Origin of the sequence: Halorubrum tebenquichense DSM 14210, from assembly GCF_000337415.1 — an archaeon.
GTDB lineage: Archaea > Halobacteriota > Halobacteria > Halobacteriales > Haloferacaceae > Halorubrum > Halorubrum tebenquichense.
Map to the genome: position 1 here is coordinate 36,371 of NZ_AOJD01000060.1, position 20,149 is coordinate 56,519.

At 70.2% G+C, this 20,149-nt stretch carries 17 protein-coding genes; 6 read left to right on the plus strand and 11 right to left on the minus strand.

Features of this window, described 5'->3' with window-relative positions:
- The first annotated feature begins 110 nt into the window (after positions 1–110).
- Entirely contained in the window at positions 111–1,322 is a 1,212-nt protein-coding gene (locus C472_RS11235) for an iron-containing alcohol dehydrogenase family protein (RefSeq protein WP_006629958.1), read from the plus strand.
- 27 nt (positions 1,323–1,349) lie between these two features.
- On the opposite strand, the gene C472_RS11240 is transcribed toward C472_RS11235, so the two are convergent.
- The 5 genes from C472_RS11240 to C472_RS11260 all read right to left on the minus strand — a co-directional run bounded on the left by C472_RS11240 (position 1,350) and on the right by C472_RS11260 (position 5,504).
- Entirely contained in the window at positions 1,350–1,778 is a 429-nt protein-coding gene (locus C472_RS11240) for a nuclear transport factor 2 family protein (RefSeq protein ID WP_006629959.1), read from the minus strand.
- Entirely contained in the window at positions 1,762–2,955 is a 1,194-nt protein-coding gene (locus tag C472_RS11245; protein ID WP_006629960.1) for a potassium channel family protein, read from the minus strand. The genes C472_RS11240 and C472_RS11245 overlap by 17 nt, the downstream gene beginning before the upstream one ends.
- Before the next feature lie 79 nt (positions 2,956–3,034).
- Complete coding sequence (locus C472_RS11250) at positions 3,035–3,550, minus strand: hypothetical protein (protein WP_006629961.1); 516 nt, start codon at positions 3,548–3,550, stop codon at positions 3,035–3,037.
- Between the two features lie 48 nt (positions 3,551–3,598).
- Complete coding sequence (gene mch, locus C472_RS11255) at positions 3,599–4,537, minus strand: methenyltetrahydromethanopterin cyclohydrolase (RefSeq protein WP_006629962.1); 939 nt, start codon at positions 4,535–4,537, stop codon at positions 3,599–3,601.
- A gap of 466 nt (positions 4,538–5,003) precedes the next feature.
- Positions 5,004–5,504, minus strand: coding sequence for a hypothetical protein (locus C472_RS11260; RefSeq protein WP_006629963.1), 501 nt, complete (start codon positions 5,502–5,504; stop codon positions 5,004–5,006).
- A gap of 210 nt (positions 5,505–5,714) precedes the next feature.
- Here C472_RS11260 and C472_RS11265 point away from each other — a divergent pair, with 210 nt between their 5' ends.
- Positions 5,715–6,512: a DUF726 domain-containing protein gene (locus C472_RS11265; RefSeq protein ID WP_006629964.1), complete on the plus strand. Its 798-nt coding sequence runs from the start codon at positions 5,715–5,717 to the stop codon at positions 6,510–6,512.
- An 11-nt stretch (positions 6,513–6,523) separates the two neighbouring features.
- Here the strand turns inward: C472_RS11265 and C472_RS11270 are convergent, their stop codons facing one another.
- Positions 6,524–7,810 (minus strand): RNA-guided endonuclease InsQ/TnpB family protein, encoded by a 1,287-nt coding sequence (locus tag C472_RS11270; protein WP_006629965.1) that lies wholly within the window; start codon positions 7,808–7,810, stop codon positions 6,524–6,526.
- A gap of 252 nt (positions 7,811–8,062) precedes the next feature.
- On the opposite strand from C472_RS11270, the gene C472_RS11275 reads away from it, so the two are divergent.
- The 4 genes from C472_RS11275 (at position 8,063) to C472_RS11290 (ending at position 13,545) form a co-directional block, all read left to right on the plus strand.
- The gene (locus C472_RS11275) at positions 8,063–8,905 is read left to right on the plus strand and encodes a translation initiation factor eIF-2B (RefSeq protein ID WP_006629966.1); all 843 of its coding nucleotides are present in this window, start codon (positions 8,063–8,065) and stop codon (positions 8,903–8,905) included.
- A gap of 170 nt (positions 8,906–9,075) precedes the next feature.
- Positions 9,076–10,056, plus strand: a complete 981-nt coding sequence (locus C472_RS11280; RefSeq protein ID WP_006629967.1) for a DUF7260 family protein — start codon at positions 9,076–9,078, stop codon at positions 10,054–10,056.
- A gap of 183 nt (positions 10,057–10,239) precedes the next feature.
- Positions 10,240–12,321 carry an AMP-dependent synthetase/ligase gene (locus C472_RS11285; protein ID WP_006629968.1) on the plus strand — a complete coding sequence of 694 codons (2,082 nt, stop codon included), beginning with the start codon at positions 10,240–10,242 and terminating at the stop codon, positions 12,319–12,321.
- A 60-nt stretch (positions 12,322–12,381) separates the two neighbouring features.
- Positions 12,382–13,545, plus strand: a complete 1,164-nt coding sequence (locus tag C472_RS11290; RefSeq protein ID WP_049906552.1) for a sensor histidine kinase — start codon at positions 12,382–12,384, stop codon at positions 13,543–13,545.
- A 49-nt stretch (positions 13,546–13,594) separates the two neighbouring features.
- Here the strand turns inward: C472_RS11290 and C472_RS11295 are convergent, their stop codons facing one another.
- The 5 genes from C472_RS11295 to sucC all read right to left on the minus strand — a co-directional run bounded on the left by C472_RS11295 (position 13,595) and on the right by sucC (position 20,103).
- Positions 13,595–14,947 carry a tRNA (N(6)-L-threonylcarbamoyladenosine(37)-C(2))-methylthiotransferase gene (locus C472_RS11295; protein WP_006629970.1) on the minus strand — a complete coding sequence of 451 codons (1,353 nt, stop codon included), beginning with the start codon at positions 14,945–14,947 and terminating at the stop codon, positions 13,595–13,597.
- Between the two features lie 92 nt (positions 14,948–15,039).
- Complete coding sequence (locus C472_RS11300; protein WP_006629971.1) at positions 15,040–15,348, minus strand: hypothetical protein; 309 nt, start codon at positions 15,346–15,348, stop codon at positions 15,040–15,042.
- An 80-nt stretch (positions 15,349–15,428) separates the two neighbouring features.
- Entirely contained in the window at positions 15,429–17,990 is a 2,562-nt protein-coding gene (locus C472_RS11305; protein ID WP_006629972.1) for a GAF domain-containing protein, read from the minus strand.
- Positions 17,991–18,091: 101 nt separating this feature from the next.
- On the minus strand, positions 18,092–18,961 hold the full coding sequence (gene sucD / locus C472_RS11310; protein WP_006629973.1) for a succinate--CoA ligase subunit alpha: 870 nt from the start codon (positions 18,959–18,961) through the stop codon (positions 18,092–18,094).
- Positions 18,958–20,103, minus strand: coding sequence for an ADP-forming succinate--CoA ligase subunit beta (sucC, locus tag C472_RS11315; RefSeq protein ID WP_006629974.1), 1,146 nt, complete (start codon positions 20,101–20,103; stop codon positions 18,958–18,960). Before sucC ends, sucD begins: the two co-directional genes overlap by 4 nt.
- Positions 20,104–20,149 lie beyond the last annotated feature (46 nt).

Genomic DNA, 20,149 nt, shown 5'->3' on the forward strand with positions numbered 1-20,149 from the left:
CGGACCCCGCACGGCGCACTCGGCCCGGTTCGACCGGGGTTCTCGTCCGGGCCCGCGGTGTGGCGACGCCTCCCACAGCTACAAGCCGCCGCCGGCCGTACGCCCCGCCGATGCTACCGATCGCGGACTCCTTCGAACACGTTCATCGCGGCTGCGAGATCCGGTTCGGACGGGGACGAGTCGCCGACCTCGGCGGCTGGCTCGGCGACCGCGGCCTCAACGACGCCCTCGTCGTCTGCGGCTCGAACACCGGCGCGAACGACGGCCTGATGGACCCGATCCGAGACGGACTCGGCGACCGGTTCGCGGGGACCTTCGACGGGACCACCCCGGACAAGCGGATCGAGACCGCCTACGACCTCCTCGACGCGCGGGCGGAGGCGGGGGCGGACGTCCTCGTCGCGGTCGGCGGCGGCGCGAGCCTCGACGTCGCGCGGCAGTCGACGCTGCTCGCGGCGGACGGGCGGGACCTCGACGACCTCCGCGCCGACGCGGAGTCGGGACCGGACGCGCTCGGCGAGCTGGCACCCGGGTCGGAGCCGGCCCTCCCGGTCGTCGTCGTCCCGACGACGTTCGCGGGTGCGGACCTCTCGGCGGGCGGGTCGTTGGCGGTGTTCTCGGCCGACGAGTCCCCGACCGATCAGCCGGTGTCCGTCAGCGGGAGCGGCGCGTGGCCGATCGCGGACGTCGCCGACCCGGCGCTGTTCGAGACGACGCCGCGGTCGGTGCTCGCCGGGTCGGCGATGAACGGGTTCAACAAGGGCGTCGAGACGCCGTACGCCCGCGACGCCTCCCCGGTAAGCGATGCGACCGCGGTCCACGGCCTCCGGCTCCTCTCGGACGCGCTCCCGCACGTCGCGGGCGACCGGCCGTCGAGCGAGGCGGCGACCGACCGCGCCGTCGTCGGGGCGCTGCTCGTCCAGCTCGACCGCAAGCTATCCGTCATCCACGCGTTCGGCCACGGGTTCGCCCGCCGCTACGACGTCCAGCAGGGCGCGGTCCACGCCGCGATTGCGCCCCACGCGCTGGCGTACCTCTTCGACGAGGTCGACGCGAGCCGCCGGGCGCTCGCGGCCGGGCTGGGCGTCCCGACGGAGGGCCGCGACGACGACGCGGTCGCAGAGGACGTCGTCGCGGCGGTCGCCGCGGTCCGGGACTCGCTCGACGCCCCGAGCCGGCTCCGGGACCTGCCCGAGACGGACGAGGACGACCTCCCGTCGATCGCCGAGTTCGTCGCCGAGGACCCGCCGATGGCGCGCGCGCCGGCCGACCTCGACGCGACCGCAGAGGGGATCCTCGGCGTGTTGCGCGCGGCCTGGTAATTCGGGACGGCGCGGCGAGAACCGATCCTACGAGTCGGCCGCGTACGTCTCCAGCGCGGTCAGCCGCCCGTCCTCGACGTCGAAGGCGTCGACGAACGCGAACAGCTCCTCGCCGGCCGCGTCGAGGAGCCTCCCTCGGGCCGCGACGCCGGGCCCCGCGGGGTAGACGCGCTCGACGACGTGGGTCGTGTCCGTGTCCGGCCGCTCGTCGCGCATGAACGCGACGAAGCGGTCGCGGCCCTCGAAGGTCCGGTCGGGGCGTCGCTGGACGAACGCGGGATCGAGCAGCGACCGCAGCCGGTCGTACTCGCCGGCGTCGAGCGCGTCGTAGTACGCTCTGACGAGGGCGACGGGACCCCGTTCGTCCCTCTCGTCTCCCGGACCCTCCCCGTTAGCGTCGCCGTCCTGCCGCCCGCTCTCCGGCTCCGCCCCGTCCGCCTCACGCCGCGAGGGCATCGAACTCCTCCGCGGAGGTGCGGGTCCCCTTCGCGATGATCACGTCGCCGGCCCGGAGCGTGGTGTCGATGTCGGGACCGACCAGCCACCCCTCATCCGGGCGGCGGACCGCGAGGACGCTCGTCGAGATGTCGGTCGCGGGGACGCCGTCGGCGACCGCGGTCCCGTCGAGGTCGCTCCCCTCGGCGACGATGGTTCGGGTGATTATCTCGTCCGACTCCTGGACCGCCATCTCCACGACCGGGTGGACGTCGAGATCGCGGCGGACCCCCTCCGTGATCGCCAGCGCGGCGTCGGAGATCTCCTCGGTCGCGACGCCGAGGTGGATCAGCCCGCGCAGCGACACCGGGTCGTCGGCCTCGGCGGCCGCCCGGAGCGTCCACGCCTCGAACCGCGACTGGAGCGCGTCCACCTCGATCTCCAGGTTGCTCACCTCCTCCGCGAGCTCCTCGTTGTCGAAGAGCACGGAGCCGTAGGCCAGGTCGACGGCCAGCTCCGAGAGGTTCTTCATCAACACGATCGAGTCGACCGCGCGCTCCAAGTCGTCTATCGCGGGCTCCGCGGGCGGCTCCGGGTCGAACGGCTCGCCGCTCAGTTCGGGGTAGACCTCGGCGACGCCGGCCTCGGGACCGCGAAGCAGCGTCACGTCGCCCGCCTTCAGTCGCGTCGTCGGTCCGGGATTGAGGATCCAGTCCTCGTCGCGCCGGATCGCGATGACCCGGACGCCCGTCGCCGATTCGAGGTCGATGGCGTCGAGGCTCCGACCGGCGTACGCGGAGTCGGCGCTGACGGTCCCGCGGACGAGCGTCTCGACGCCGGCCGAGAGCGCGCCCCGCATCGCGTCGGGCAGCCCGATCTCCTCGGTGACGATCTTGGCGATGTCGCCCGCGGCGTCCGCGACCTTGTCGGCGGCGGCGATGACGCCGAGGACGGGCGCGAGCGTCTCCGCCTCGTTCGGGTTCCGCGCCGCGAGCATCAGGCTCATCCGAGCCTGCATCTGGAGGGCGTCCATCCGGTGTTCGAGCTCGACGACCTCGTGGGCGACCGTCGGACTCCCGTGAAGCACCGCCGAGTACGAGAGGTCGATCAGCAGCTCCGCGGTGTCTTTCATCTCGACGAGCAGGTCCTTGACGCTCGTCGGCTCGTAGCGGACCGTGCGCTCGTCGGCGCGTCTCATGTGCGTCCCTCTCCGGCTGCGAGTAAAAGGCTTGTTCCGGGGCCGGCGTCGCCGGACGCGCGGGTCGCGTCGGGGAGACTCAGGCGGCGTCTCCGGCGACGTATCCCGCGGTTCCGTCCTCGCTCTCGACCCGTGCCGCGAGGTCGGCGAGCGCGAGCCACGCCAGCAGCCGGGCCGCGCGGTCGCGCCACTCGGCCTCCCACTCGGGGTCGCGGGCGCGGTCGTGCCGCGGGACCCGGTCGCGGGTGGCCGCGAAGAGGTCGTCGGGGGTCACGGGGTCCTCGCGCGAGGCCTCGGCGAGCGCCGCGAGCGCCTCGGGCGCGAACAGCACGCCGTCCCGGAGCCCATCGCGGACGCGCTCCGGGGTCGGCTCCGCGTCGGCGCGGACGAACCCCCGCGGGGTCTCCTCGACGAGTCCGAGCGTCCGGAGGAAGGCGAGCCAGTCGTTTGCGGTCTGCCGGTCGGGAAGGTCACAGCGCCGCCGGAGGCGGGCGCAGCAGTCGTCGGTGTCGCCGGGGACGAGCGGGACCGCGCGCCGGTGCTCGCGCAGCGCGTCGAGGTCGGACGGGGGTTCGGGGACGGGTTTGAGTCGCATCGGGTGTCGTGACGGGGTCTGCGGGTCAGTCGGTGACGCTCCGGGGAGTCAGCGGTAGCCGAACGACTCCGCGAGCAGTTCCTCGTCGGTGTCGCCCACGGTGTAGACGGGGCCGTCGACCACGTCGACGGTGACCTGCGCCGGGGCGAACACGCTCTCGGGCACGTCGTAGAAGTCCCAGTCGGCGTCCTCGAACACCTCGACGAAGGGCGTCCCGTACTCCTCGCTCGCGGTGGAGACGATCTCGGAGAACCGGTCGTCGTCGCGCGCGACCTGGAGGTGGACCTCGCCGCCGTACGCCAGGGCGTCGTTCGTCCGCCCCATCGCCTCGGTCTCGTCGCGGGTCGGGGGCGCGAGCGGCGCGGCTCCGGACGCGTGGAGCACGTCCGTCGGCTCGTAGCCGACCTCCAGCAGGCGGAAGACGGCGAGTTCGGCGGCGCGGGCCGCCGTGGTGACGGAGCCGGCGGTCGAGCCGGTCGCGAACGTCGGGAGGAACACGCCGTCGGTCTCGACCTCGGCCAGCTCCGCGACCTGCTCCGCGACCTCCTCGTCGGGCAGCGCCGTCGACTCGATCGTCAGCGTGGCGAACTCGGAGGAGTCGTAGTAGCCGACGCGCTCGAACTCGGTCTCGCGGCCGACTAAGGCGCGGGCCGGGCCGGAGCCGAGCCCCTCGAAGCCGCCCTCGGTCGTGAGCTCCCAGCCGGCCTTCTGCGAGCAGAGCAGCGCGACCGCGGGGTGGTCCGTCGACAGCTCGACGTACTGGCGGGGCGCGCCCGCGAGCTTCCCCATTCGCGTCTGCAGGTTCGCCAGCCCGGCGGTCTGTATCTCCGCGAGCAGCAGCCCCGCTTCGACCCCGCCGGCCGCGTCGATTCCGAAGTCGACGACGGTGGCTCCGTTGTCCAACTCGTAGCCGACGACGTCCAGCTCGCCGGCGAAATCGAGCGCCTCGTCGACCAGCTCGATCGCGGTCCGGTTGATGCTCTCCATGTCGACGCCTACTCGCTCACCGTTTAAGGGGTTTGGCTGTTGGGCGCGAGCGGCGGCGTCTCCCTCGCAAGTGTGCTTAAATAACCGCGGCGGTCGGCGCGCGCCTCCGAGCGCCTTTTTAAGGGCGCGAGGAGCGCCGTGCGAGGGAGTCGGCGGTCCGAAGCGAAGCGGAGGACCGCCGACGAGGCTGGGGAGGCGTGAGGTGCTGTGTGGAGCGGTGCGGGGCGGGACTCGAAGGGGCAGCTGCGAGGCGGGCGCAGGCGACGTAAGCACCGAAGCGAGGGAGCGAGTGAAACGAGCGACCGAGTGAGGCGCGCAGCGAGCGTGCGCCCGCCTCGCGGCTGGGGCTTCGGTGGTGTTCGTGTCGATCAGGTGTTTATAAATGAGTACGTGTAGCCGAGCGGCTGTCTCTTCGATGTTGTTCGTCTCGATCAGCGGCCGACCAGCACGACGCCCACATCCGTAGTCACCAGAAACCGCCGTCGGAGTCGCCGACGCCGCTCGGTCCGCTCGGTCCCTGGGGACCGCTCGGCCGCGGATCCGGGTTGATCTCGACGGGCTCCGACTCCGCGTCCGGATCGATCTCGCGGCCCTCCTCGTACCGGACGAACGAGAGGTAAAAGGCCTCGCCGCAGCCGACGCCCTCGGCGTCCGGCTCCCGGTACGGCTCGTCGCCGCCCACGTCGGTGCCGCGCACGCCGTCGTGCGGGTCCCACTCGACGCCGTCGCTCTCGCCGCAGACGAACCGGACGCCGTCCGCCCCGGCGGAGTCTCCATCGCCGCCTCCGTTCCCCTCGGCGGAGTCTCCATCGCCGCCCCCGTCCGCGTCGAACGGTTCCGTGGGCGCGGCGTACGTCCACCCCTCCAGCGGGTACGGGGTCACCGACTTGTCCGCGAGGTACCCCTCGCGTTCGAGCGCGACGAGCGTCCCGCAGTGGGGACAGTAGTACGTGACCGGGTAGCTCATGTCCGTCGTACGGCCCGAACTGATAAACAGCCGTCGCAGTCGCGTCAAATATTTGATCCTCCGGCGCGTCGATCCGACATCTCATCCGATCCCACTTCCGGCGGCCCCGACGGCGCGGACCGCGCGGACGATTCAGGCGGAACCGGCCGCCCGGGCGACGACGGCGGCCTCGTCGCTCGCCGGCGGCTCCTCGCGGGCGTCGCGGGCGGCGTGGGCCTCCTCGGGGGCGGCGGGCTCTACGCCGCGAACGAACTCGGCGGCGACTTCGGCGGGTACGAGGCTCCGGAGACGCAGCCGGTAGTGTCGACCCGCGGACGCCTCGACGAGTCGGATCCCACGGAGCGGTCGGGGTCGTGGGCGTTCGACGGTGCCGACCGGGTGGTGCTGTACGTCCACGGCCTCGGGGCGGACGCGGCGTCGGCGCGCGATCAGGCGTACACCGCGGGACTCGCCCTCGACGAGTCGCTCGGAGCCGACGCCCCGCCCGTGATCGGCTACTCGTGGGCGTCGGATGTCGACTGGGGGCCGGCGAAGCGCACGGCCGAGGCCAACGCCGTCCCGCTCGCCGATTGGCTGACGGCGTGGGCGGACGCGGACGGGCGGCCGGTCCACCTGTTCGCGCACTCGCTCGGCGCTCGCGTGACGGGGGAGGCGCTCCGCGAGCTCGACGACCGCGGCCGGACGGACGCCCTCGCCTCGGCGTCGCTGTTCGGCGGCGCGGTCCCTGACGAGAGCGTCGGGCGCGACGGGCGGTACGGGCCGGCGATCGGCGCGCTCGACGCCCCGCTCTACAACTTCCACAGCCGGAACGACCGCGTCCTCGGCTGGGTGTACCGCGCCTCCGACCGGACCCGCGCGGTCGGTCACGGGGGGCTCCCGGACGCCGCGACCGCGCCGGACGGCTACGCGAACGTCGACGTCACGGATCTGATCGCGGACCACTACTCGTACATAGAGCCGGAGGAGGGGTGTATGCCGCGCGCGGTCGGCCGGATCGGACTCGAGTAAACTACCCCACCCTACTCGCTCACGGCTTCGCCGTTCGCTTCGTTGCGGGTGGGGCTTTCGCGTGGACTCCCGTTCTGGCCGCCGCCGGCGGCAGGCGAATACTCGCCGTTCACGTTCAACGTCCCGCGATTCAAGCACACGTTTACGGGTGCGCCTCCGCCCGACGACTTTTGCGCCGAGCGGAGATACTTCAGGCCAATATTCTTCGCCGCGTTGTAGTCCGCGTGTGGTGAGTACCCACACTTCAGACACTCGAACACGTCCTGCCCATCCGAAGTCGGGCGGTTGTTCTCATGGGTGAATCCGCACTTCGAACACCGTTGAGAGGTGTAGGCAGGACTCACTTGTTCGACCGAGATACCGACTACTTCGGATTTGTACTCGACATACTCGAACAGGCGTCGGAACGCCCACGCGTGGAACTTCTTCGCGTTGGGCATCCGTTCACGGATCCCAGTCAGGTTCTCGAACGCGATCACGTCGCAACCGTACTCGACGGCCTCGGCGACGAGTTCCTTCGAGACGGTGTGGAAAAAGTGGTCATAGCGTCCCGTCTCGGTGCGTCCGACCGACTGGATGGTTTCGTGGGCAGCGCGCGTTCCACGCTGTTGGAGCGCCCCGCGTCGTTTCTCGAACTCGCGGTGCCAGTGGTTCCACTCCGACCCATTCCAGAACTCGCCTGTCGAAGTGACGGCGACGTTTTCGATGCCGAGGTCAACGCCGAGGACTGTGTTGTGCTCGTCGTTGCCGTCGTCGGCAGTCTCAGACTCCACGTCCGCCTTTGTTCGGACGTGAAGGTAGAACCCGCCGTCGCGGTAGTGTAGTTCTCCGCCCGTCACTTCGTAGTCATCGTTGAACAGGTACTTCGAGTGGGGCGTCTCGCGGCTCTCGTCGGGAAGGACGTATTCTGCCGTAATGCGTCCTTCGACAGTCGAGAGTGTCGCGTGATCGTCGTTGAACGTCGCACATCGCTTGTCGTAAACGAGTGTCGGCGCTATGAAGTGTGGCTTGCCCGCGTAGTCACCTTGCTTCCATCGAGCGACAACGCTCTGGACGGCGTCGGCTGCCTTATTGCGAGCGTTCTGGACGAGGTTCGCTTGGAGTCGCGTTTCGGCCCGGACTTCGTCGTAGGTTTCGCGTTGGAGTTCAGCTTTACTCGTGGTCTTGTACTCGCCTTGCCACGCGTGGTCAACGACGTAGTTGGCGGCCCACAGGAATTCGGAGATGGTTTCGTGGAGGAGGTTGACGTCGCTGTCGGCCACATCGAGTTTGACGGGAACGGTACGACGCACCTCCATCCGTGTTTCAGATGTGGTCTTGTGTTTTTTATTATAGTAACGGTCGATGGGGAGTTGGCCAGCCATCGAGCGTGGTTGGTGACGTTTCATGTCGGTTTCCTCTCCGACCTACTCGCTCGCTCCGCTCGCTCCTTGAGGTCGGAGGCTCCACCTTGTATCACGCTGAGATCGGCCTCGACCGTGGGGCGGGTCTCGACAGAGAGCGCGTCCGTCCCCGGAACCCCTTTTACCGGCCCGGCCGACCCTTCGGGCATGATCGACGAGACCGTCGCCGAGATCCGGGCGATGCGGACCCACAGCACGTCGGCGGTGGCCGTGAAGGCGACGCGGTCGCTCGCGGACCTGCTCGACCGCGAGTACGTGACCGTCGACGAGTTCGAGCGCGACCTCGAACACAACGCGGGCGTGCTGCGCCGGTCGAACCCCTCCCACGCCGCGCTCCACAACGCGATGCGCGATGTCGAGCGCTCCATCGTCGGCGAGGCGACGAGCGTCGAGGGCGCGAAACAGCTGCTGGAGGACGTGATCGCCCGCGTCACGGAGGACATCGAGACCGCGAAGGGCGAGGCGGCGGCCAACGCGGCAGAACACATCGAGGACGGCGACACGCTGCTCGTCCACGACTACTCGACGACCGTGCTGGAGGCCATCGAGAACGCCGCGCGCGACGGCGCGCACCTGACCGTCTACGTCACCGAGGCCCGCCCGCGAACCCTCGGCCGCAAGACCGCGCGCGTCCTCGCCGGGATGTCCCGCGTCGAGACCCGGATGGTCGTCGACGGCGCGATGGGGTACGCGCTCCGCGACTGCGACCGCGTCCTCCTCGGAATCACCTGTATCACCGGCGGGACCTACTACAACCGGATCGGGACGTTCCCGCTCGTCGTCACCGCCCGCGAGCTCGGCGTTCCCGTCACCGCGGTCGGCTCGGGCGCGAAGACCATCGAGGAGTTCCGGTTCGAGAACGAGTTCCGCGACGCCGTCGAGGTGATGCGCGAACCGGTCGAGGACGTCGAGATCGAGAACCCCAGCTACGACGCCACCCCGATCGGCATGATCGACACCGTGATCACCGACGACGGCGTCCGGAACTGACGACGGCGTCTGGAACTGACGACGGCTTCGTACCTGCCGCCCTCTCCGAACACGATACGCCCTCCGAACGCGACGCCCGCCCCCGCACCCGACGGTGACCGAGCGCGTCGCGACGAACTCCCGAGCGGCGAACCAAAGTGATTTGTGCGTGTAACGTGTTAACAAACGCAATGAGCGTACATCCGGGCTCGACGACGGTCTTCCAGATCCCCGATCGGGGGGTGACGGCGGCGGGGTGCTCGAACGCATGGTGCGAGGTCGGCGCGGTCGCGACCCGGCCGGAGGTGGTCGCGGCGGTGGCGGTCGTCGGGGTCGTCGCGCTGCTCGCGTTCGCGTACGTCCGCGACGCCGAGGCGGCCTGCCGGGCGGAGCGGCGGCGCGTCCTCGACGAGCGCGACGCGTTCGAGACGTTCGCCGACCGGGTGGCCGAGATGGACACCGTGCCGGTCCCGTCCGACTCGTCCCCGTCCGGCGTCCCCGCCGGCGCGTTCGGCGGCATCGGCTCGGCGGGGAACGGGGTCTCGCCGGGCGGCGGCCCGAGCGGCGGCGACGTGACGCTCCGGCGGGTGCTGGCCGCGTACGACGACACCGTGCTGTCGCTGTCGCACTACCGGGACGAGTACGACGAGACGGCGGCCGAGAGCCTGGCCGCGGAACTCGGCCCCGACACGGCGACCGCGCTGGCGACCGACGGGGGGTTATCGAGCGGGGCCAAGTCGGCGCTCGTCGACCGGAGCCGGCGCGCCGCGGACGCGCGCGACGGACTGGCGGGCGCGATAGACGAGGAGATAGCGGAGCTGGCGGACCGGGAGACGGCGCTGTCCGGTATCGACCGTCGCCGCCGGCGGCTGCTCGGTCACATGGAGGGCGTCCGCGACGGGCGCGAGACCGACGCGGCGATCGACGTCTGGAACCGGCTGGCGGTGTTGGAGCGCGAGTGCGACGAGCTCGCCGCCGACCGACAGCGCTCGCTCGACGACCCCCCGCTGACGCCCCGCCTCGACGACGACTCCGAGCGGACGTTCTACGGCTATCTCTACGGACCCACCGACGGGCCGCGCTATCCCGTGCTGGCGCAGGTGGCGGAGCTGGCGGACCGCGTCCGCGCGGACAGGGACAGCGTCGGGAGTCGAATCGCCGCCGACCGCTGACCGCAGAGGGCCACCGCCGCGCTCGACCGTGTATCGGACGCTTCGACGACGGCTCGGGACCGACCCGCAGACGGCGTAAATCCGACTCGGAGACCGCGAACAGTCGCTTCCGTGGAGCGGATGGTCGAGAGAAAACTCAAAACTACCGGGTCGTTTATGAGGGTAGGGCGGGACTGGGGGGGTATGAGTTGGCAGGAGGCGGAACGATCGTTCACCGACGCCGCGATCGCCCGGGAAACCCTCCCGCAGATGTTCGAGGGGAGCGCGGAGCGGCACGCGGACCGGCTCGCGCAGCGGTACAAAGGGGGCATCCACGACCGGGCGCTCGTCGCCGCCGGGGTCGTCCCGGCGGCACCCGCGGGCGAGTACGCCGACCTGACGTACGCCGAGATGCGCGGGATCGTCCGGAGCCTCGCCGCGGGGCTCCGCGAGGTGGGCGTCGACGGCGACACGCGGGTGGCGATGTACTCGAAGACTCGCATGGAGTGGGCCCAGACGGACTTCGCCGCGCTGGCGGCCGGCGCGGCGGTGACGACCGTCTACGCCTCCTCGTCGCCGACACAGCTCCGATACCTGCTGGAGGACCCGGAGGCGACCGTCGTCGTCGCCGAGAACCGCGAGATGCTCGCGGACGTGCTCCGCGTCCGCGACGACCTCGGACACGATCTGGACGCGATCGTGACGATCGACGACGTCGACGCCGACGCCGTGGCGGCCGAAATCGATGCGGACGGATTGACCACCGACGACGTGTACACGCTGGGGGAGGTCCACGAGCGCGGCGCGACGGCGTTCGACGAGGCGGCCTACGAGGGGTGGATCGACGCCCCCGACCCCGACGATCTCGCCAGCCTCATCTACACCTCCGGGACGACCGGGAAGCCGAAGGGCGTCCGGCTCACGCACGCGAACTTCCGCGACAACGTCTCGCAGTGTTACCGCCGGTTCGCCGACAGGCCCGACCGGGACCCCGAGGTGCCCGGCATCTCCGCCGAGTCGACGACGCTCTCGTTCCTCCCGCTCGCGCACGTCTTCGAGCGGATGGCCGGCCACTACATGATGTTCGCCGCCGGCGCGACCGTCGCGTACGCGGAGAGCCCCGACACGCTCCGCGAGGACTTCGGACTGGTTCGACCGACGACGACGACCAGCGTTCCGCGCGTCTACGAGAAGCTGTACGACGCGATCCGCGAGCAGGCGAGCGAGTCGCCGGTCAAGGAGCGCATCTTCGAGTGGGCGGTCGGGGTCGGTCGCGCCCACCACGAGGCCGACGACCCCGGTCCGATCCTCGACGCCAAGCGCGCGGTCGCCGACCGGCTCGTCTTCTCGTCGGTCCGGGAGGCGATCGGCGGCAACATCGACTTCTTCATCTCCGGGGGCGGGTCGCTGTCGGCCGAGCTCTGCGCGCTGTACCACGCGATGGACCTCCCGATCTTAGAGGGGTACGGCCTGACGGAGACCTCGCCGGTCATCAGCGTCAACCCGCCCGAGCGCCCGACGGTGGGGACCATCGGCCCGCCGGTCGTCGACGCAGAGATCGCGATCGACGACGCGGTCGTCGGCGAGGAGGTCGCGGACTTAGACGGCGACGTGGGCGAGCTGCTCGTCCGCGGCCCGCAGGTGACCGACGGCTACTGGAACCGGCCGGACGCGACCGAGGAGGCGTTCGTCGCCGCCGACGAACTCCCCGAGAGCGTCGTGACCGCCGGGACACCACCGGACGAGCGCGTCGGCGTCGAGGGGAACGCGCCCGACCCGTCGGACGCGGCGGCCGAGCCGTGGTTCCGCACCGGTGACATCGTCCAGCTTCGCCCGGACGGCTACGTCGCCTTCCGCGAGCGCGCGAAGCAGCTGCTCGTGCTCTCGACGGGGAAGAACGTCGCGCCGGGGCCGATCGAGGACCGGTTCGCGGCCAACGAGTTCGTCGAGCAGTGCGTCGTGCTCGGCGACGGCCGGAAGTTCGTCTCCGCGCTCATCGTCCCGAACTTCGAGAAGGTCGCGGCGTGGGCCGACGCCGAGGGGATCGACCTGCCAGAGGCCCCCGCGGACATCTGCCGCGACGACCGGGTCCGCGAGCGGATTCAAGCGGAGGTCGACCGCGTGAACGAGGAGTTCGAGTCGTACGAGAGGATCAAGCAGTTCCGGCTCGTCGAAGAGGAGTTCACCGAGGCGAACGACCTGCTCACGCCCACGATGAAGAAGAAGCGGCGGAACATCTTAGACCGGTTCGCCGACGAGGTGGAACTGATCTACGACGACGAGTAGACCGGTCCGCACCTGTCAGAACTAGAAACGGATATCAGTCTCCGGCGGGTAGTATCGTCGATGGTCCGGCGTGTCCCGCCCCGATACGGCTTCGCTGCTCTCGGCGGATGCTGTTTCGGCGTCGGCGCGCGCCACCTCGCCTTCGGGAGCCGAAACGTGGGGACCGCGCTCGAGTTCGGGCTGATATTCGCCCTCTCGGCCGTCGTCTTCTACACCGTCCACGACCTCCCGCGCTGGGAGATCTCCCGTTCGGGGCAGTGGCGAGCGGTCCGGATCGGCGTCTACACCGCGCTCGGGTTCGCCGCGCTCGCCGGCGTCGTCTGGCTCATCTGGCTGCTCGGCCACCACGCGTTCAAGCTCTCCTTCCTGCTCTCGTTCGCCGTCAGCCTCGGCGCGGCGGTCGGATCGCGGGCGGGGCTGTACGTGGTGAAGGCGGACGAACGGCTCACCGAGGCGCAGGACCTGACGACGCTCCTGTCGATCAACGACCGGGTGCTACGCCACAACATCCGAAACGAGCTGGCGGTGGCGCTCGGCCACCTCGAAGGGATCGAGGACGCGGCGGACGGGGAGACGATCGGGGAACAGGCGCGGATCGCCCGGACCCACCTTGAGGAGCTCGTCGAGACGAGCGAGCGAACGCGGCGCATCGCCGCGATCTGGCGGACGGAAACCCTCCAGTCGATCGACCTCGTCGCCGTCGTCGAGGCGCGGATCGCCCGGGTGACCGCGGAGTCGCCCGGAGTCGCGATTCACACGGAGCTCCCTGACAGCTGTGTCGTCCGAACCCATCCGTCGCTCCCGCTCGCGGTCGAGGAGGCGCTCCGGAACGCGATCGAACACAACGACGACGACGTGGCGATCACGGTGCGGGTGCGGCGGGACGGGGACGCGACGGACCTCGTCATCGAGGACACGGGCCGAGGCATCCCGCGGATCGAGCGACAGACGCTCCGCAACGCCGAGGAGACCCCGCTCGAACACACCGAGGGGCTCGGGCTGTGGCTGATATACTGGACCGTGGCCCGGGCGGGGGGAACGGTGGAGTTCGCCGAGAACGACCCGCGGGGCACCGTCGTCCGGATCCGGCTCCCCGACGACCCGGAAGCGACCCGGTCGGTCGGGGAGAGCTCGGGACGTTCCGGGTCGGGTGGATGGCGGTCGACGCGGCCGGGGTCGAGAGACTCGAAGTCGAGCGGGTCGAACGCGACGGACCCGAAGTGAGTCCGGCCGGCCCGGCGAGAGAGGCGGTCGGCCGGTCGTCGGCGAGCCGCTACGCCGAGGAAGCGGTCGACTCCGGGCCGTCGTCGCGGTCGACCGAGTCGCCGTCGAGCGCGTCGCGTTCCGCCGCGTCGAGGTCGGCCGCCTCGTCCGTCGCGACCGGATCGCCGAACGCGTACACGGTGTTGTGGCCGGTGACCTCGACGGTGAGGAAGTCCCCGACCTCGACGCCGCGGTCGGTCGCGTTCTGGACGATGATCTGCCGGTAAGCGGAGTCGCGGCACTTCACGGAGTCGCCGGTCCCCTCCTCGACGACGAGCACCTCGAACGTCTCGCCGACCATCGACTCGTACGCCTCGCCGACGACCTCCATCTTCAGTTCGGACATCGCCTTCGAGCGCTCCTTCTTCACGGTCCCGCCGAGCCCCTTCATCTCGGCGGCGTCGGTGCCGGGGCGCTTCGAGAAGCGCGTGACGTTGATCTTCTCCGGCCGGACCTCGGCGAGCAGGTCCATCGACAGCTCGTGGTCCTCGTCGTCCTCGGTCGGGAAGCCGACGATGAAGTCGGTCGAGAGCGTCCAGTGGTCGAGCCGGTCGTCGAACGTCTCGACGACCTCGCGGAACTTCTCGACGCGGTGCTGGCGACGCATATCTTCGAGCACGTCGTCGGAGCCGGACTGGACCGGCGCGTGGATGAAGTCGTACAGCTCCTCGTTGTCCGCGAACACGTCGGCCAGTTCGTCGTGGATCCCGTGGATGCCGCCGGGGTTCGCCATCCCGAGCCGGACGCGGAAGTCGCCGTCGATGTCGCAGATCCGGTCGAGCAGTTCGGGGAGCTTCCGATCCCCGTTGTCCCAGCCGTAGACGCCGGTGTCCTGTCCCGTGACGCGGAGCTCCTTCGCGCCGGCGTGGACCAACGCGCGGGCCTTCTCGACGTTCTCCTCGATCGACGGGGAGTCGACGCGGCCGGTGGCAAACTTGGTGATACAGTACGAGCAGTTGCTCATACAGCCGCGCGCGATGGGGAGGATGCCGACGACGCCGTCCAAGACCGGCTCGGCGTCGGGCGTGACCGTCGGGCACTCGCCGTTGAGCACGTACGAGGGGACCTCGTCCCAGTGGAGGATCTCGGCGTCGACGTCCGCCTCCGCGAACTGCTCGCCCTGCGCGAGCGCCATACAGCCGGTGACGACGAGCTCTGCGGTGATGTCCGACAGCTCCTCGGCGCGGCGGAGCATGTTGCGCTCGGTCTTTTCGACGACAGTACAGGTGTTGAGGATGGCGACGTCCGCGTCTTCGGGGCCGTCGGCCGGGCGGTGCCCCCCGTCGCGGAGGGCGCGCTCGATCTCCCGGCTCTCTCCCCGGTTGGAGCTACAGCCGTACGTCTCGATGTGGTACGTCGCCATCTGAGTGTGTAGGGTATCGGTCCCGTGGGCAAAAGCGCGACGGATCGGGGCGTCGGACGGTCGGGGTCGGAGCGGTTCGAGCCCGGTCCGACTCAGTCCTCGGCGACCGCGGCGGTCGGCGCGTCGGCCTCGGCGGCCGCCTCCGGCTCGTCGACGGGGTCGCGCTCCGCGGGCGGGACCGCCTGATAGACGGAGCGGCGGGCGTCTCGGGGGCACAGCCCCTCCTCGACGAGCCCGACCTCGGTGAGCTTCTCGACCGCGAACCGGACGGTTCGCGTCGAGAGACGGGTCTCCTCGGCGAGGCCGGTCTGGTCGAACCGGCCCTCGGCGTCGAGCACGTAGTAGACCAGCTTGGCGCTCGGCGGGAGCGGTTCGAGCAGCTCGCGGGTTCCTTCGTCCATACATCACGTAAACGGGCGAATCGCGCATAACCGTGGCCCGTCTGTGCGCCGGCCGCGCACGCAACCCCCGTTTTTATGTATCACCGATCGGTCCGGAACTCGAAGCGAGCGCCGTCGTCGTCCTCGATCGACAGCTCCCAGCCGTGCGCGGCCGCGATCTCGCGGACGATCGCGAGACCGAAGCCCGTTCCGGCCGCCGTGCTCGACCGCCCGTAGTCCGTCGCCTCGTCCGGGTCGATGTCGAAGCCGGAGCCGTCGTCCGCGACGTAGAACCCGTCCGAGAGCGGTCCGACGGAGACGGTGAGGTCGTCGTCGGTCTCCGACCGGCCGTCAGCGGAGCCGTGCTCGACGCTATCGCCGGCCTCCGGCCGGCTGTCAGTGGAGCCATGCTCCACGCTATTCGCGAACAGGTTCTCCAGGAGCGTCCGGAGCCGTTCCGGGTCCGCGTCGACCGCGGCCGACGCGTCGGCGACGTCGAGGGTCGCGTTCGCGGTGTCAACGGTGCTCCACGCGCGCTCGGCCGTCTCGGCGAGGGGGACGGGCTCGATCTGATCGACCGTCCGGCCCTGTCGGGCCAGCGCGAGGAGGTCGGAGATCAGCTGTGACATCCGGTCGTGAGCGTCCTCGAGCCGGTCGAGCTCGGCGAGGACGGCTTCGTCGTCGGTCAGCGACCGCGCCATGTCCGCCCGACCGCTGGCGACGTTGAGCGGACTCCGCAGGTCGTGCGAGACCAGCCCGGCGAACTTCTCCAACCGGTCGATCTCCCGCTGGAGCGCGGCGTCGCGGTCGCGGAGCTGCTCGGTCCGCTCGGCGTGGTCGAGCGCGACCGTGACGTTCGCCGCGAGGACGCGAGCCAACTGGAGGTCGGTCTCGTCGAAGGCGTCCGGCTCGCGCGAGCCGAGCGGCATCACGCCGTGATCGCCGAGCGGAACGACGAGGAGGCTCCGGATGTCGCCGTACCCGACCGCGGTGTCGACCGCGTTGATGTCGTCGACGACGACCGGCTGGCCGGTCTCGAACGCCTCCCAGACGCGGCCGTCTCCGGGGCCGAACGGGGGTCGGTCGCCGAAGGCCGCGGTCGCCTCGTCGCTTATCGCCGTCGGCCGGAGGACGTCCGCCTCGGAGTCGTACAGCCGGACGCCGCTGTTCGGGAACTCGAGGATGTCGATCGCCGCGCGGGTGGCCAGTTCGGCGATCTCCTCGCGGCTCTCACCGCCGAACATCTCGCGGGTCGTCGCGTGGAGCTTCCTGAGGGTGCGCTCGACCCGCTTCTGTTCGCCGATGTCGGCGTACACGCAGTATATGACGTTTTCGTGCGTCTGTTCGACCGGGATGACGTGGAGGATGAAGTCCCGAAGGCCGTCAGGCGTCCGACGGCGCACTTCGAGCCGCGACGGTCCGTCGCGGTCGAGGGCCGCCTCGGGGTCGGGCCGGTCGGCACCGCCCGGGATGAGGGCGTCTCGCGTCTCCTCGTACCCGTGTTCCGCCGAGTAGCCGAACGTCTCCTCGAACGCCTCGTTCGCGGCGTCGAGGCGACGCTCCCCATCGCCGAGCGCGACGGTGCGCACCGCCGGGAGCGGGAGGTCGTCGAAGAGCGCGGCGAGGCGGTCCCGCTCGCGCCTGAGCGCGCCCTCCGTCTCGATCTGCTCGATCCGGTCGGCCGCGTGGGTCACCAGCAGCTCCGCGAACTCGACGTCGCGCGCGTCGAACGCGGCGTACCCGTCCGAGACGGCCTGTAACACGCCGTGTGAGCCGATCGGGACGCTGATGGCCGACCGGATGTCGTCCGCGACCGGGTCCGCCACCTCCGCCCCCTTCCGCCGGTCGGCTTCCGGCGGATCGCGGCCGGGAGACGCCGGGTCCTCCAGCTCGTCCGGGTCCGCGGGGTCGACGCTGAGGTTGTCGACCACCATGGTCTCCTCCTCGGCGACGGTGGTTCCGACGACCCCCTCCCCGACGTCGAAGGTCCGGATCTCGTCTTCGGTGACACTCTCGGAGAGCGCCGTCGGAACGACCCGGTCGCCGCGGCGGCGGGCGGCGACGCAGCGGTCGAACTCGAGGATGTCCTCGGCCGCGTCGACGGTGCGGTCGAACACCGTCGCCACGTCCGTGACCGACGCCAGCCCCGTCGCGAACTCGTGGATGGCGGTGACCTTCGCGTTCACCTCGCGGAGGTCGCGCTCCGCCTTCCGGCGTCCGAGGGCGTTCGCGACGCTGTTCGCGAGCATCTCGTAGCGGTCCCGGCCGGCCCCCTTCTGGAGGTAGTCGGTGACGCCCGCGGAGATGGCCTCGCTCGCTATCTCCTCGCTCCCCTTCCCGGTGAACAGCACGAAGGGGAGTCCGGGGTCGATCGAGCGAACCGCTTCGAGGAATTCGAGCCCGTTAGACCCCGGCATGTCGAAGTCGCTGACGACGCAGTCGACGTCCTGCCCCCGGACCACGGAGAGCGCCTCGTCCGGCGACAGCCGGGTGACGGTCTCGATGTCGTCGACGAGCCGTTCGACGTGCGTCGCGGCGAGGTCGGCGGCACCCGGTTCGTCGTCGACGAAGAGGACGCGCCGAGGCCCGTCGTCGCTCGCTCCCGACGCGTCGGACGCGACCGAGTCAGTCCCTTCAGACGAGTCGTCGGGGCGGGCGTTCATGTCCGTGTATTGCCCTACCGGTAGGTTTAGCTTTCGCTCCGAGTCCCGGAACTGAAAAACGGACCGGGAGCCGCGCGGTCGGAGCGGCGGTCCGGGACCGTCTACAGGAAGTCCTCGACGTGGTCGGCGACCTCTTCCGGAGTGTCGCCGACGGGGACGCCCGCGTCGTTGAGGGCGTCGATCTTCGACTGCGCCGTCCCGGTGCCGGAGCCGGAGACGATGGCACCCGCGTGGCCCATCCGCTTGCCCGGCGGTGCCGTGCGACCGGCGATGAAGCCGGCGACCGGCGTGTCCATGTGCTCGCCGATGAAGCGGGCGGCCTGCTCCTCGTCCTCGCCGCCGATCTCGCCGCACATCACGACCGCGTCGGTATCGGTGTCGGCCTCGAACGCCTCTAGGGCGTCGATGAAGGAGGTCCCGATGATCGGGTCCCCGCCGATGCCGATGGCGGTCGACTGGCCGAGTCCGCGCTCGGTGAGATTGTCGACGACCTGGTAGGTGAGCGTCCCGGAGCGGGAGACGAGCCCGACGTTCCCCTCGGAGAAGATGTTACCGGGGAGGATTCCGAGTTTCGCCTCGCCGGGCGTGATGATGCCCGGACAGTTCGGGCCGAGGAGGCGCGTGTCGGTCTCGCTCAGGCGCTTGTTCACCTTCGCCATGTCCTGCGTCGGGATCCCCTCGGTGATCGCGACCGCGAGATCGAGGTCGGTGTCGAGCGACTCGAAGATCGCGTCGGCGGCGAACGCCGGCGGCACGAAGATCACGGAGGCGTCCGCGTCCTCCGCCTCGACGGCCTCGTCGACGGTGTCGTACACCGGGACGCCGTCGACCTCCTGACCGCCCTTGCCGGGCACCGCGCCGGCGACCACGTTCGTGCCGTACTCGATCATCTGGCCGGCGTGGAACTTCCCCTCCCCGCCGGTGATTCCCTGTACCACGACGCGCGTGTCGTCGTCGACGAAAATGCTCATTGGGTCACCTCCTCGGCGTTCTGCACCGCGCGCTGGACCGCGTCCTCCAGCGTCTTCTCGACCTCCACGAGGTCCGTGTTCAGGATCTCCATCCCCTCCTCGGCGTTCGTGCCGGCGAGCCGGACGACCACCTTCTTCGGGATCTCGTCGAACTGCTCTAAGGCCTCGTTGATCCCCTTGGCGACCTCGTCGCCGCGGGTGATCCCGCCGAAGATGTTGAACACGACCGCGTCGACGTTGTCGTCGGAGAACACCATGTCGAGCGCCTGCGTGACGCGCTCCGCCTTCGCGCCGCCGCCGATGTCGAGGAAGTTCGCGGGCGACCCGCCGTAGTAGTCGACCAGGTCCAGCGTCGTCATGACGAGGCCGGCACCGTTGCCGATGATGCCGACGTTGCCCGACAGGCGGACGTAGTCGAAGCCGTACTCGCCGGCCTTGCGTTCGAGGTCGTCCTCGTAGGACGCCTCGGCCATCTCGGCCAGTTCGGGCTGGCGGAACAGCGCGTCCTCGTCGATGTTCATCACGGCGTCCGCGGCGACCACGTCGCGGTCCCCCGTGATCATCACCGGGTTGACCTCGATCTCGGAGGCGTCGTTCTCCTCGTAGAGGTCGTACAGCGTCGAGAGGATCGACGCCACGTCGAGCGCCACGTCGGCGTCGACGCCCGCCTCGTAGACGACCTTCCGGGCCTGATAGGGGTGGAGCCCGAACGCGGGGTCGACGTGCTCGCGCGCGATCGCGTCGGGGTTCTCCTCGGCGACCTCCTCGATGTTCACGCCGCCCTCGGTCGACACCATCAGGACGGGCTTCCCCTCGCCGCGGTCCATCGTGACGCCGACGTACAGCTCGTCGACGAAGTCGACGCCCGCCTCGACGAGGACCGAGTCGACGGTGTAACCCTTCAGGTCCATCCCGAGGATCTCCTCGGCGTACTCCTCGGCCTCCTCGCGGTCGGTCGCGATCTTGATCCCGCCGGCCTTGCCGCGGCCGCCCACGTGGACCTGCGCCTTGATCGCGGCCGGGTAGCCGATCTCGTCGACGGCGTCGAGCGCCTCGTCGACGCTCGTCGCGAGCCGGGAGTCCGGTACCGGGATCCCGGCGTCCGCGAAGATAGACTTCGCTTGATATTCGTGAAGTTTCATCCGTGTTTGATCGGTACGGACTGCGGCTTAAATGGTGCCGATCCGG

What these genes read in the sequence shown, in the direction of transcription:
- C472_RS11270 (WP_006629965.1), bottom strand. Translation starts at nt 7,810, where the DNA reads ATGGAGGTGCGTCGTACCGTTCCCGTCAAACTCGATGTGGCCGACAGC.
- C472_RS11305 (WP_006629972.1), bottom strand. Translation starts at nt 17,990, where the DNA reads ATGAACGCCCGCCCCGACGACTCGTCTGAAGGGACTGACTCGGTCGCG.
- C472_RS11285 (WP_006629968.1), top strand. Translation starts at nt 10,240, where the DNA reads ATGAGTTGGCAGGAGGCGGAACGATCGTTCACCGACGCCGCGATCGCC.
- sucD (WP_006629973.1), bottom strand. Translation starts at nt 18,961, where the DNA reads ATGAGCATTTTCGTCGACGACGACACGCGCGTCGTGGTACAGGGAATC.
- C472_RS11250 (WP_006629961.1), bottom strand. Translation starts at nt 3,550, where the DNA reads ATGCGACTCAAACCCGTCCCCGAACCCCCGTCCGACCTCGACGCGCTG.
- mch (WP_006629962.1), bottom strand. Translation starts at nt 4,537, where the DNA reads ATGGAGAGCATCAACCGGACCGCGATCGAGCTGGTCGACGAGGCGCTC.
- C472_RS11240 (WP_006629959.1), bottom strand. Translation starts at nt 1,778, where the DNA reads ATGCCCTCGCGGCGTGAGGCGGACGGGGCGGAGCCGGAGAGCGGGCGG.
- C472_RS11260 (WP_006629963.1), bottom strand. Translation starts at nt 5,504, where the DNA reads ATGAGCTACCCGGTCACGTACTACTGTCCCCACTGCGGGACGCTCGTC.
- C472_RS11245 (WP_006629960.1), bottom strand. Translation starts at nt 2,955, where the DNA reads ATGAGACGCGCCGACGAGCGCACGGTCCGCTACGAGCCGACGAGCGTC.
- C472_RS11235 (WP_006629958.1), top strand. Translation starts at nt 111, where the DNA reads ATGCTACCGATCGCGGACTCCTTCGAACACGTTCATCGCGGCTGCGAG.
- C472_RS11300 (WP_006629971.1), bottom strand. Translation starts at nt 15,348, where the DNA reads ATGGACGAAGGAACCCGCGAGCTGCTCGAACCGCTCCCGCCGAGCGCC.
- C472_RS11280 (WP_006629967.1), top strand. Translation starts at nt 9,076, where the DNA reads ATGAGCGTACATCCGGGCTCGACGACGGTCTTCCAGATCCCCGATCGG.
- C472_RS11290 (WP_049906552.1), top strand. Translation starts at nt 12,382, where the DNA reads ATGGTCCGGCGTGTCCCGCCCCGATACGGCTTCGCTGCTCTCGGCGGA.
- C472_RS11295 (WP_006629970.1), bottom strand. Translation starts at nt 14,947, where the DNA reads ATGGCGACGTACCACATCGAGACGTACGGCTGTAGCTCCAACCGGGGA.
- sucC (WP_006629974.1), bottom strand. Translation starts at nt 20,103, where the DNA reads ATGAAACTTCACGAATATCAAGCGAAGTCTATCTTCGCGGACGCCGGG.
- C472_RS11275 (WP_006629966.1), top strand. Translation starts at nt 8,063, where the DNA reads ATGATCGACGAGACCGTCGCCGAGATCCGGGCGATGCGGACCCACAGC.